The 12,327-nt window shown below is 53.7% G+C and carries 13 protein-coding genes; all 13 read right to left on the minus strand.

The features are described 5' to 3' along the window. Positions 1-68 precede the first annotated feature (68 nt). Positions 69-797 (minus strand): amino acid ABC transporter ATP-binding protein, encoded by a 729-nt coding sequence (locus JKK62_RS05780; protein ID WP_366503112.1) that lies wholly within the window; start codon positions 795-797, stop codon positions 69-71. A gap of 10 nt (positions 798-807) precedes the next feature. Then, a complete protein-coding gene (locus JKK62_RS05785) occupies positions 808-1,653 on the minus strand; it encodes an amino acid ABC transporter permease (protein ID WP_186832842.1) in 846 nt (281 codons plus the stop codon). A gap of 65 nt (positions 1,654-1,718) precedes the next feature. Beyond that, a complete protein-coding gene (locus JKK62_RS05790) occupies positions 1,719-2,519 on the minus strand; it encodes a transporter substrate-binding domain-containing protein (RefSeq protein ID WP_186832841.1) in 801 nt (266 codons plus the stop codon). 322 nt (positions 2,520-2,841) lie between these two features. Further along, positions 2,842-3,585, minus strand: coding sequence for an amino acid ABC transporter ATP-binding protein (locus tag JKK62_RS05795; protein ID WP_207752140.1), 744 nt, complete (start codon positions 3,583-3,585; stop codon positions 2,842-2,844). A gap of 12 nt (positions 3,586-3,597) precedes the next feature. Further along, positions 3,598-4,287, minus strand: coding sequence for an amino acid ABC transporter permease (locus JKK62_RS05800; RefSeq protein ID WP_186832840.1), 690 nt, complete (start codon positions 4,285-4,287; stop codon positions 3,598-3,600). Positions 4,288-4,440: 153 nt separating this feature from the next. Further along, a complete protein-coding gene (locus JKK62_RS05805; protein ID WP_186832839.1) occupies positions 4,441-5,301 on the minus strand; it encodes a transporter substrate-binding domain-containing protein in 861 nt (286 codons plus the stop codon). Between the two features lie 321 nt (positions 5,302-5,622). Continuing rightward, positions 5,623-6,129, minus strand: a complete 507-nt coding sequence (locus tag JKK62_RS05810) for a hypothetical protein (RefSeq protein WP_186832838.1) — start codon at positions 6,127-6,129, stop codon at positions 5,623-5,625. A 197-nt stretch (positions 6,130-6,326) separates the two neighbouring features. Further along, complete coding sequence (locus JKK62_RS05815) at positions 6,327-7,322, minus strand: CHAP domain-containing protein (RefSeq protein WP_186832837.1); 996 nt, start codon at positions 7,320-7,322, stop codon at positions 6,327-6,329. Between the two features lie 12 nt (positions 7,323-7,334). Beyond that, on the minus strand, positions 7,335-8,405 hold the full coding sequence (locus JKK62_RS05820; protein ID WP_186832836.1) for a hypothetical protein: 1,071 nt from the start codon (positions 8,403-8,405) through the stop codon (positions 7,335-7,337). A gap of 138 nt (positions 8,406-8,543) precedes the next feature. Then, complete coding sequence (locus tag JKK62_RS05825; protein WP_201427219.1) at positions 8,544-9,572, minus strand: 3-deoxy-7-phosphoheptulonate synthase; 1,029 nt, start codon at positions 9,570-9,572, stop codon at positions 8,544-8,546. Positions 9,573-9,769: 197 nt separating this feature from the next. Continuing rightward, a complete protein-coding gene (locus JKK62_RS05830) occupies positions 9,770-10,624 on the minus strand; it encodes a prephenate dehydrogenase (protein WP_186832834.1) in 855 nt (284 codons plus the stop codon). Continuing rightward, a complete protein-coding gene (locus JKK62_RS05835) occupies positions 10,608-11,873 on the minus strand; it encodes a 3-phosphoshikimate 1-carboxyvinyltransferase (RefSeq protein WP_186832833.1) in 1,266 nt (421 codons plus the stop codon). Before JKK62_RS05835 ends, JKK62_RS05830 begins: the two co-directional genes overlap by 17 nt. Next, complete coding sequence (gene aroQ / locus JKK62_RS05840; protein WP_186832832.1) at positions 11,863-12,297, minus strand: type II 3-dehydroquinate dehydratase; 435 nt, start codon at positions 12,295-12,297, stop codon at positions 11,863-11,865. Before aroQ ends, JKK62_RS05835 begins: the two co-directional genes overlap by 11 nt. Positions 12,298-12,327: the final 30 nt, after the last annotated feature.

Consider the following 12,327-nt stretch of genomic DNA (forward strand, 5'->3'; position numbering starts at 1 on the left):
CAGCACGATCACCTTTGTTCAAAAGAAAACCCACGGTCTCCCGTGGGCTCAGTTGCTTTATTATTCTTTTACAGAACTTTCGCCAGGAAGCTCTTGAGGCGATCGCTCTGCGGATGATCGAAGATCTCCTCGGGCGTACCCTCTTCGATGATCTTGCCGCTGTCCATAAAGACGACGCGGGATCCGACCTCGCGGGCAAAGCCCATCTCGTGGGTGACGACCACCATCGTCGAGCCTGCCCGAGCCAGCTCCTTCATGACGTCCAGTACCTCGCCGACCATCTCGGGGTCGAGCGCGGAGGTAGGCTCGTCAAAGAGCATCACCTCGGGCTCCATGCACAGCGCGCGCACGATGGCGATACGCTGCTTCTGTCCGCCGGACAGCTGAGAGGGATAAGCGTCCGCTCTGTCGGCAAGTCCAACGCGCTTGAGCAGCTCGCGCGCCTTTTCCTCTGCCTCTTTCCTGGATCGATGCAGCAGCTTACACGGACCGAGTGTCATATTACGCAGGACCGTCATATTCGGGAAGAGGTTGAAGTGCTGGAACACCATACCCATCTTCTGGCGGTGCTTGTTGATATTGACATGCGGCGCGTTGATATCCACCCCGTCAAAAATGATCTCGCCGGAGGTAGGCAGCTCCAACAGGTTCAGCGAACGCAAAAAGGTGGATTTACCGGAACCGGAGGGACCGACGATGACGATTACCTCGCCGCGGCTGATGTCCATGCTCACGCCGTCCAGCGCGTGGATCGTGCCCTCACGATAATGCTTTTTTAAGTTTTTGACCTGGATCAAAACACGCGGATCAACGTTCATTCTTGCGCAGCCTCCTCTCGATTATGCCGACGATCCATGTCAGCAGCATAACGATCGCCAGATAGATCAGCGCCACGGCGATCAACGGCATAAACGCCGAGAAGGTCGCGCCGCGGATCGCGTTACCGGCACGGGTGAGGTCGACAACGCCGACATAACCCGCGACTGAGGTCTCCTTCAAGAGCGCGATAAACTCGTTGAGCAGGGTGGGCAGTACGTTCTTCAACACCTGCGGGATGATGATATACACCATCGTCTGCACATAGTTGAATCCGAGCGACCGTCCCGCCTCGAACTGTCCCTTGTCGATGGACATGATACCGCCGCGCAGGATCTCGGCGACATAGGCGCCGGAGTTGATACCGAACGCCAGCGACGCGATCAAAATATCCTTTGTAGATGACGCGAAGATGATGAAGTAGATGATCAACAGCTGTACCACAACAGGTGTACCGCGGATGATGGTCAGATACACTTTACAGATCGCGTTGAAAAAGCCCAGTACATAGTAACCGATACTCTTACTGTGCTTCATATCCTCTTTGTTATTATCAAAGGTGGTGCGGATCGCGGCAATGATAATACCGATCACAACACCCAACAGCGCCGCGAAAAACGTGATCTTCAGGGTGTTTCCCAAACCCTCAAGCAACGATTTCCATCGATCCTTTTCGACGAAATTCAGAATAAACTGCGCCTTGACGTCTTCCCACCAGGAACCGCCCGCGCTCTCGGAAGCCGTCTGGGCGGCGCTTGCCGAAATGCCGAAAAGAGCGGCAGTGCTTAATACGACCGCGAAACAAATCGACGGTACAACAAATCTTTTCTTTCTCATTCTTATCCTACCATATACACAGAAACAGGGCGGAGGATTCCGCCCTGAGTCGGTTCAAAATCTTATCAGTTCGCCTTGATGTACTTGTCGATGATGTTTTTGACGGTACCGTCAGCGATCAGTTCCTTCAGCGCGCCGTTGACCTTGTCCTTGAGCTCGGTGTTATTCTTGGCAAAGCAGATCGCGTAGTCCTCTTCCGCATACTTGCTGTCGAGGATCTGCAGACCCTGAGTAGCCGCGACATAGCTCTTTGCGGGCTCGTTGTCGATAACGACCGCGTCGACCTTACCGGAAGCCAGTGCGGATACAGCGTCGTTACCGGACTGGAACTTAGTAATCAGGGATTCCTCCTTGCCTGCCTTGGCATAATCCTCGCCGATGAGGAAGTCGCCGGTGGTGGAGAGCTGTACGCCGACCTTATAGGAAGTACCCTCCGCGAGCAGATCGTCGGCAGACTTTATATCGCTGCCGTCCTTGACGATGACCGCCTGGATACCGGTCGCATAGCTGTCGGAGAAATCGACGGACTGCTTTCTTTCGTCAGTCACGGTCATACCCGCCATACCCATATCATACTTGCCGGTCTGTACGCCGGTGATGATGGAGTCAAACTCGATGTCAGCGATCTCAAGTTCCATGCCGAGCTTATCGGCGATCGCCTTCGCGATCTCTACATCGATACCGACAAACTCTTCGCCTTCCTTATACTCATAGGGAGGGAAGGTCGCGTTGGTAGCCATGGTGAGCTTGGCAGCCTTAGCCTCGGTAGCCTTAGCGGCGTCCTTGTTGCTGTTGCCGCAGCCCGCGAGCATTGCGACAGAAGCGATCATAGCAACTGCCATTACAAGTGCAATAATCTTTTTCATTGTGTAACCTCATTTCATCTAAAATAGTTAGTCTTTTATAACCACTTATCTATTACTATACAACAAAGTTTCGGAATAAGCAAGTCAAATCCGCATAACCATGCTAATTTTTTTGTTTTTACGGTCGATATTTCATTGCGTTTCTCCCTTTGGTCGAACAAATCGATATCAACCCTCAGTCACTTCGTGACAGCTCTCCTCAGCGGAGACAGCAGACCCTTTTGTCCGCTTTGCGGACATTTCCCCTAACAGGGGAATCCCCTTAGGAAAGGGAGCCTTTTATTGATCGCAAAAGCATGGTGATTATGTTATCCCGCAGAGATCAGAACGACGTCAGGAACGCCTGCAGTCGCTCGCTCTTCGGATGATCCAGAATGTCGGGAGTACCGCGCTCTGCGATCACGCCGCCGTCCATAAAGATGATCTGGTCGGATACATCGTGCGCGAACGCCATCTCATGGGTGACGATGATCATCGTCATCTTCTTCTCGGCGAGTGAGCGGATGACCTTGAGTACCTCGCCGGTCAGCTCCGGATCGAGCGCGGAGGTCGGCTCGTCAAAGCAGAGGATATTCGGCTTCATGGCAAGCGCGCGGGCGATCGCCACACGCTGCTGCTGACCGCCCGACAGCTCACAGGGATAGCTGTTGACCTTGTCACGCAAGCCGACGCTTTCGATCAGTTCGAGGGCATATTGCTCGATCTCTTCCTTGCCGCCTTTGTTCAGCAACTTCGGCGCGAGGGTGACGTTCTCGAACACGCTGTACTGTGGGAAAAGATTGAAGTTCTGGAACACCAGACCGAAATGCAGACGCTTTTGTCTGAGCTCGGATTCGGACGGACGCTTGTTGATCGAAGCGTCAAAGATCGGTTCACCGTTCACGATGATCTGACCCTCGTCGGCGAACTCGAGTGAGTTCAGACATCTGAGCAGGGTGGTCTTGCCGGAGCCGGAGGAGCCGATGATGGACAGCACCTCGCCCTGTTCCAGATTGAAGTCGATACCGCGGAGCACATGGTTACGACCGAAGCTCTTATAAATATTTTTTACTTCCAGAATAGCCATAACGATGCCTCCTTACGCCTTAAAGTAGCTCAGCTTCTTCTCGACCCAGCCGAACAGCAGGGTGAGGATGCCGGAGAACGCGAGATAGTATACGCCCGTGAAGAACAGCGGCCAGATCGCGCCGGAGATGCCCTCGCTGCCCTTGAGGAACGCCTGACCGGCCCAGATGATCTCCTGCAGCGCGATGATACGCGCCAGAGAGGTATCCTTGACCAGGGTGATGATCTCGTTTGCCATCGGCGGAACGATACGCTTGATCATCTGCAAAAGGGTGATCTTGAAGAAGATCTGACTTTTCGATAGACCGAGCACCTGACCGGCTTCCTGCTGTCCGTGAGGAACGCCTTGGATGCCGCCGCGGAAAATCTCGGAGAAGTAGCAAGCGTAGTTGATGATGAACGCGATAGCCGACGCAAAGAATCTGCCGCCTTCACCGCCGCCCCAGATCTGTTGTCCGAAGACAAGTCCGGGAAAATAGAAGATGATCAGCAGCTGGAGCATCAAAGGCGTGCCGCGAACGATCCAGACGATGAACCTGACCAACATCGACAGCGGCTTGAACTTGCTCATCGAGCCGAAGGAGATGATCAGTCCCAGCGGGATCGCGCCCAGCAGGGTCACGGCAAACAGCTTTAACGTCTGCAAAAAACCAACGTTCAAAGCGTGGAATACGATTGGGAATTGTTGAAAAAATCCGTCCATATTGATAACCTCATCTTTACGATACTTGAAAAAACAACTTAGGCAATCGAGAATGAATCCGAGCTCGGGTTTATTCTCGGTTGCATAAGCCGCCAAAAGACAGAGAGCCGAAGCCCTCTGCCTTTTGAAAAAGGTGTCTTATTGATGCGATGATCAGCCCTCGATCAACGCGGTCTGAACCTTGTACTGCTCAGCGACAGCCTTCAAAGTACCGTCAGCCTTGGCGGAAGCGAAGAACTCATTGCACTTCGCGGTCAGATCGGAGCCCTTACGGAAGCCAACGCCGTATTCCTCGGAATTCAGAGCGACCGTATAGGTGAGCTGCTCATAGCCGGTGCCCTCGCCTACCATAGCGGAAGCCATCAGAGAGTCGATGATCGCCGCGTCACAGGTGCCGGAAGCAACCTCCATCAGCGCGGTAGCCTGATCCTTGACCTCGGTGAACTTGAAGCCGTTTGCCTCAGCCTGCTCCTGACCGGCGGAACCGCTCTCAACAGCAAAGCTCAGGGTCTTGCAGGACTCAGCGTCGCCATACTTGTCGGCAACGTTCTTGTTGACAACAACGACCTGCGCGTTGTTCAGGTAAGCGTTGGAGCAGGACATCGCGGAGGTGACCTCGGGAGTCAGAGTCATGCCGTTCCATACACAGTCGACAGAACCGCCGTTGAGCTCGAGGACCTTGTTATCCCAATCGATCTCTACGAATTCGACGGTTACACCGAGGCTCTCGGCAAATTTGGTAGCCATATCAGCGTCAAAGCCGATCCACTTGCCGTCCTTCTGATAATCCATCGGCTCAAAGTCGGTGATACCGACGATCAGCTTGCCTGCCTTCTGAACCTTTTCAAGGTCAGCAACGGACGCGGCGGAATCTGCGGTTGCGGAATCTGCAGTAGCAGCAGCCTCGGTAGCCGCGGTCTTGTCTTCGGATTTCTTCTCCTCGGTCTTGCCGCAGGCAGCCAGTACAGCGCCAACCATCAGCAGCGCCATTAATAATGCAATAATCTTTTTCATGGTTTTCCTCCAATAGAATAGTTTCTGTCGGGTTTTCGACAGTACAACGATATTTATTTTAACGCATTAGCTCAGTAAAATCAAGACCTATAATGCACAAAGAATCAAAAAGGTATTTTGAAAGGAATAGTACAATTCACCACTGCGTTGTGATAAAGCGATTTCGGAGACCTTTCACCGATCAAAATCGCCCGGGATCATCCCCTTATTCCTTCGCTTTCTCACCGGCAGCCGTCTCTTTGAACGAGCAACAGTGGATCATTGAACTCTCGTAAACGTAAAAAAACGGCAACCTTTCGGTTGCCGCCCAAAGTCATTTGATTAAGCCTTGATCTTCTTCACCGCTACAGCACCTAAGCCGAGAGCAAGAACAGACAGACCGAGAACGATCCACAGCGGATCACCGGTCTTCGGAGAGCTCTTTCCCTCATCCGGATTGGAAGGCTTAGAGGGAGAGTCGGGTGTGGAGCCGGGCTGAGTGAAATACGCTATCGCATGGATATCGGACTTAGGTTTGATAACAAGAACAGGATCGGTCAAAGAACCGGAAATGATCTCGTAATCACCCTCGATGGTCCATTTAACGAACTCACCGTTGCCTTTTTCTACAGCAGTCAGCTTGACTTCGCCGTCCTCACCGACAGCATCAACCTCAACGGTTTTCTTATCACCGTCTGCCGTACCTAGAGAACCATCCGACGGATCGTATTCGACGACAATGTTGTAATGCTCCTTCGGAGTAGGACTGGGATTAGTCTCAGCAACGACAGTAGCTGTCAATGCAAAAATCATCACTAACGCCAAAACGACAGATACTAACTTTTTCATATTTATCATCTCCATGAAAAAATACTAACTCAATGTTAGTCCTATGATAGCATTAATCCCCTCCGTTTGTCAATAGATTTTCACAAATTAATCCACCAAATTTTACAGATTTGTCATTATTCTTTGTCATCTTTTGATAAAAAAAGACGCGGCATATCGTACATAACGCACGAAATGCCGCAGTCTTTTTACAAGATTCAATCAGACAATGTCATCTGGAACCAATCGATCCTTCTGCCGAATTCTCCGGCGTAGCCGTCCTGACCCGACGAGGTCTCGTCGTCGTACTGCCACGGGAAATAGTAGTTCCCGATGGGCGCGACACGGTACTTCGCCTTGAGCCAGCCGCACCTTTTGACCACCGAGGAGGGCGTATCATAATACACCTCAACAGCGTCAATCGGCTTGTTGTCGCCGGCATAGCCGTTTTCGTCATCATTGATATCACAACCGGACACATACGGGAGCCATCTGCCGCCCATAACATGGACGCGATACTTCACCGCACCCTCGGAGGCCCTGATCGCCACGTCGGTGATCGCCTCACCGGTAACGCCCGCGTAATCCGACAGATCCGTGACGCTCGGCAGCCATCTGCCGCCGCAGCGGACACGGTAACTCACCGCGGGAAAATCCCCGGAGCTGTCCGAGCCGTCATAAGCAGGTCTGCCGGCGCAGGATACCGTCGAGAGCGAGCGCACACGCCGCATGACCTCTCCGTTTGACGAGGAGCCGGTGTTGCCCTCGATGGTCGTGATGGTGTTGTCACCGTTGACGCTCTCGATGATGCCGACATGGTCGCTGACATAGGTGCCGGGCACTAAGGTAGAGCGCTCGTTCGTCCAGTGGAAGAACACCACGTCGCCGCGCTTGAAGCCCGACATCTTCAGTCTTCCGTGATCCTGAAACGCCTTTGCGGCATAGCCGCAGTTGGCGGTTTTGGTATAGAGCAATGAGGAAGCGCCCGCCTGATGGAACACCCACTGTACAAAGGTCTCGCACCAGTCGTAGCCGCTTCCCGACACGGTTGTGCCGTAGTACCAGTTATTATATTTGCACTTCTTGATATTGGTCGCCTTGGTGCCGATCTCGGCACGCGCGATGTTGATAATTTTATCCGCGTTGACCGCCATTTCATCACCTTCCTGTACGGCGCCTTCGCCATCCGCGGACAGCGAAAGCGCCTGTTTCATCCTATTATTCGTTTAGATCGCGGCAAGACAGCTTTCGATATCACCGATCATGGTGTCAATCTGTGTCTTGCTATAAACATCTTCGGATTTTGCGAGAGCGACCGCGTCACCGTCGAGCTTGACATACGGCACATCGTCGCAGAAGAACATATTGCCGTCAAAAACGTCCTCGACGTCAGAGGCGTCCACCTCGGTGACAAGATCCATCTTGTCATTCAACTGCGCAAAATCTGCCAGTTGGACCCAGTGATCGGTCGCAGTGCAGAAGAATACCTCGCCGCTGATTCCGATACCGAGTTGACCTGTCACACCGCTGAGATTCGGCGTGACGTTTATCCTGTAGGTGTAGGGACGGAGCGCCGCCATCAGATCCGCCGCTTCGATATCCGCCGCAAGCGGCAGCCGCGCGATTTTGCGCGTATTCGGCACCTTATCGGCAGTTTTGGCGTCAGCATAAGAGATCGTAAAGGTGTTGCAATCCGCCGCTTTGCCGTCCGCATAGCGCTTGATCACGCTGTTGGATACGGCATTGTCACTGCTGTCGCTCATGGCGCTGTCGGGAGCGATACCGCTGACATGGTATTCGGTGCGGACATATTCGCCCTGCTCGGGATCATAGACGCACCAATAGCCGTCGTCATCGACATACGGCGAGATTGCGGTGATCGTCTCCAGCGCCTGATTTATACTATTCTGCAGCTGAGAAGGTGTGACATACTCCATCTCGCCGCCGTCGTCATCGAGCTCTACCGCCGAACCGATGAGGAAAAAGTCCTTGGTAGTATGCTCGATATCGCCGTCGCTGTCGGCGATCTTCACCTGAACCTGCACCACGCCCGAGGAGCACAGATCCTCCTTGCGGATCTGCCATGTCAGCACGGTATCGCCGTGGTCACGCTGAGCCGAAAGCGGCACCGAGCGCACGGTATCGTCATCAAAGCGCACGCACAGGGTGAAGGCGCAGTTCTCCCCCATGAAATCGATCATGGTGAACTGCTTGGTGTTTACCGTATTGTCGCCTGCGAATCCGACAAAACGGTCACTGTCCGGGATCATCAATTTCCCGTTTTGGATGGTAATCATAAACTCACCTCCACCTATGCCGAGATAAGAAAAAAAGTTGCATAAAACTATGCAACCGATAAAAAAATCTTTTCTTTAAAATATCCCCGCACCAAACGTTGATGTTCAGTGCGGGGATCGTTTTTTATACATTATTGATCAAATCATATCCGCAAGGTCGAGGATCATCCGCTCGGTCTTATCCCATCCCAGACACGCGTCGGTGATGGACTTGCCGTAGCAGCCGCCGTCGACCGCCTGATTGCCGTCCTCGATATAGCTCTCGATCATGAAGCCCTTGACCATACGCTGTAACTCCGTGTTATAGCGGCGCGCCGCCATGACCTCTTTGATGATACGCGGCTGTTCAAAGGGATTCTTGCCGGAATTACTGTGATTGGTATCGATGATGCAGGCGGGATTCTTGAACATGCCCGAGGTATACAGACGCAGCAGGTGCATCATATCCTCATAATGATAGTTCGGCAGGCTCTCGCCGTGCTTGTTCATATAACCGCGCAGGATCGCGTGTGCGTAGGGATTGCCGTGGGAATGTACCTCCCAGCCGCGATAGATGAAGGTATGACCGTGCTGCGCGGCGGTGATGGAGTTCATCATGACCGACAGATCGCCGCCGGTCGGGTTCTTCATACCGACAGGGATATTCAGACCCGAGGACACCAGACGATGCTGCTGGTTCTCGACCGATCTGGCGCCGACCGCGACATAGCAGAGGATGTCGTCCAGATAGCGGTGGTTCTCGGGATAGAGCATTTCATCCGCGCAGGAAAAGCCGGTCTCCTTCAAGGCACGGATGTGCATGGAGCGGATCGCGACGATACCCTTGAACATATCGGGCTTCTTCTCGGGATCGGGCTGATGGAGCATACCCTTGTAGCCCGCGCCGGTGGTACGGGGTTTGTTGGTATAGATGCGCGGGATGATGAAGATCTTGTCCTCCACCTTATCCTGCACCTTTCTCAGACGGCTGATATAATCCAGCACGCTGTCCTCTCTGTCGGCGGAGCAGGGCCCGATGATCAGCACGATACGTTCATCCTTGCCCGCAAAAATATCCTGCACCTGCTTTTCACGCTCGGTAACGATCTGTCTGAGCTCGTCATCGAGGGGGTACATCTTCTTGACCTCCATCGGGATGGTCAGCTTGCGCTCAAATTCCATGTTCATATTCATATGATACACCTTCCTTTATTAAGCCTTCCCCTTGAGGGGAAGGTGGGCAATTTGCCGGACACGTGTCAAGGCAAATTGATCGGATGAGGTGGAAACGTTTCCGCTTCCTGCCGAAAACAGATTAATCGGAAAGGCTTCCACCTCATCCGCTTCACTTTGTTCAGCACCTTCCCCTTAAGGGGAAGGCTGATTTATTTATTAAAATACGCTCTTCTCTTGGTACTCAGCCGCATCTTTTCTCTGAGCTCCTCCACCCTGCCGTCGCGGATCATATCGCGCAAGGCGGCAAATTCGCCGAGGAAAATATCCATGTATTTCAACAGCGAATCACGGTTGAGCATGAACAGCTCGCTCCACATCAGATCGTTGATGTTGGCGATACGCGTCAGATCGCGGAAGCTGTCGCCGGTGTATTCCACCAGATGCTCGTTGTCGGAGCAGGTCATCAGCGATACCGCGATACAGTGGGTCAGCTGAGACAGATAGCCGATCATCTCGTCATGCTCCTCCGGTGAGAGCACCGAGATACGCGAAAAACCGATGATCCTTGCCAGACCGCCGACCCATCGGATCCCCTCGGGGGTGTTCTTGTCCGTCGGCACGATGATGAAGTTCGCGTCGCGGAAGATCCTGTCGTTGGCATTCTCCACGCCGTAGACCTCACGACCCGCCATCGGGTGCGAGGCGATGAACTCCACATCATCCCGCAGCATCTTTTGGATATCATAGACGATACAGCTCTTCACGCCGGTCACGTCAGTGAGCATCGCGCCGGGCTTGAGATAATCCTGATACTGCGCGATCCAGTCCTTGAACACCTTTGGATACAAGCCGAAGATCACCGCGTCGGCTGAGCCGACGATCTCCGGATCCACGGTGGTATAGCCGTCGTTGATGATGTGATTCTCCAGCGCGTAGTCGATCGCGGACTGCCGCTTTTCGATGGCGGTGATGTGATAGCCCAGACGCTTGAGCGCCTTGGCGTAGCTGCCGCCGATCAGACCTAAACCGACGATGAGTATTCTTGAATTACTGATCCATTCCATTTGTTTGCACCTCTAAGCCAAGTTTTCGCATTTTATCAAAAAAGTCGGGGAAGCTCTTGTTCACCGCCTGAGCGCCGTCGATCACGCCGCCGGTCACCGTCAACAGCACCGACAGCGCCATCACGATCCGATGATCGCCGTGGGCGCTGAGTACCTCGGTGGGCTGACGGAGCGCACCGCCGTGTACGATCACCTCGTTCTCCCCTACCTCGACGTCGATACCGAGCTTTTGCAGCTCCTGCCGCATCGCGTCCGCGCGGTCACTTTCCTTGATCCGCAGACGGCGGGTCCCGGTAAACCTCGCGCCGCCGCACAATGCCGCGACAGCGAACAATACGGGTCCCAAATCAGGACAATCCGCGATATCGATCGGATCGATCCCGAGTTTAATATTCTCAAAAAGAATTTTATAGGCACTGTCACCCTGCAGGGTATTCTCCCGCAGGCCGTCGATCTTGACCGACGATCCCGCGTAGTTGAGCGCTTCAAAGAACGCCGCGTTGGAATAATCTCCCTCAACGGTCACATCCGCGGGACAGTAGCTTTGATTGCCTTTGATCCGATAATTGATCGGTTGAGATTGCCACGTCGCCCGACATTCCTGTCGTGCTCCTCGCAATGACGTTTCAACCTCGATCCCAAATTGACGCAAAGCCGCAACGGTCATATCGATATACGGCTTGCTCTCCACCGGCGGCAGGATACGGATCTCGCTGTCGCTGTCGAGCAGCGGCAGTGTGAACAGCAGTCCCGAAATGAACTGGGAGCTGATATTGCCCGCCACCTCGTAGACGCCGCTTTTGAGCCTTCCCTCTACGGTGAGATGATCCTCTGCTTTTTTGAAGCGGATCCCCTGATCGCGGGCGATCTTCTCATATACATCCATCGGGCGGGTCATCAGATACGGGCTGCCCCTGAGCACCCTTTCCTCGCCACAGAGCATACACAGCGGTGTGAAAAAACGCAGGGTACTGCCGCATTCATTGCAGTTGAGCACGGCGGTTTTTCCGATCGCTTTGCGCACATCCGTCCCTTTGACAAAGGCTGTATCGCCGTCGAGACGGATCTCGGCGCCCAGCGCCCTCAGGCAGTCGATCGTCGCCTTCACATCCTGTGAAAACGCCAGCCGCCTTACGACGCTCTCACCCTCGCTCAGTCCCGCGCAGATCAACAGCCGATGCGCCATGCTCTTTGACGGCGGCGCCGTGACCGTGCCGTGCAGCGCGGACGGTTTGATCTCAACCCGCATAGCGTTCCCTCAACAGTTCCATCGCTTCCAGATAGCCGTCGATACCGTGACCGGTGATCGTCGCGATACACGCGAGGCGCACATAGCTGATCTGTCGGAAGCCTTCGCGCTTGTCCACCTCGGAGATATGTACCTCCACCGCGGGGATCGAAACCGCCTTGAGCGCGTCGAGGATCGCGACGCTGGTGTGAGTGTACGCGCCGGGATTGATGACGATGCCGTCGACCTCCCCGTACGCTTCCTGTATTTTATCGACCAAATCACCCTCGTGATTGCTCTGGTACAGCTCGACCTCAACCCCGATCTTCTCCGCATGATCCTCGATCAATGCACAAAGAACGGCATAGGTCGTCCTGCCGTAAAGCTCCGGCTCACGGATGCCGAGCATATTCAGATTCGGTCCGTTGATCACTAAGATTTTCATAGGTTCTCCTTGATATCGAACGTAGTTTTG

The sequence above is a fragment of the Ruminococcus difficilis genome, from assembly GCF_016680995.1.

Coding starts and splice junctions, on each gene's coding strand:
- JKK62_RS05835 (WP_186832833.1), bottom strand. CDS start 11,873: ATGCGGGTTGAGATCAAACCGTCCGCGCTGCACGGCACGGTCACGGCG.
- JKK62_RS05815 (WP_186832837.1), bottom strand. CDS start 7,322: ATGAAACAGGCGCTTTCGCTGTCCGCGGATGGCGAAGGCGCCGTACAG.
- JKK62_RS05805 (WP_186832839.1), bottom strand. CDS start 5,301: ATGAAAAAGATTATTGCATTATTAATGGCGCTGCTGATGGTTGGCGCT.
- JKK62_RS05800 (WP_186832840.1), bottom strand. CDS start 4,287: ATGGACGGATTTTTTCAACAATTCCCAATCGTATTCCACGCTTTGAAC.
- JKK62_RS05825 (WP_201427219.1), bottom strand. CDS start 9,572: ATGAACATGGAATTTGAGCGCAAGCTGACCATCCCGATGGAGGTCAAG.
- JKK62_RS05810 (WP_186832838.1), bottom strand. CDS start 6,129: ATGAAAAAGTTAGTATCTGTCGTTTTGGCGTTAGTGATGATTTTTGCA.
- JKK62_RS05795 (WP_207752140.1), bottom strand. CDS start 3,585: ATGGCTATTCTGGAAGTAAAAAATATTTATAAGAGCTTCGGTCGTAAC.
- JKK62_RS05830 (WP_186832834.1), bottom strand. CDS start 10,624: ATGGAATGGATCAGTAATTCAAGAATACTCATCGTCGGTTTAGGTCTG.
- JKK62_RS05820 (WP_186832836.1), bottom strand. CDS start 8,405: ATGATTACCATCCAAAACGGGAAATTGATGATCCCGGACAGTGACCGT.
- aroQ (WP_186832832.1), bottom strand. CDS start 12,297: ATGAAAATCTTAGTGATCAACGGACCGAATCTGAATATGCTCGGCATC.
- JKK62_RS05785 (WP_186832842.1), bottom strand. CDS start 1,653: ATGAGAAAGAAAAGATTTGTTGTACCGTCGATTTGTTTCGCGGTCGTA.
- JKK62_RS05790 (WP_186832841.1), bottom strand. CDS start 2,519: ATGAAAAAGATTATTGCACTTGTAATGGCAGTTGCTATGATCGCTTCT.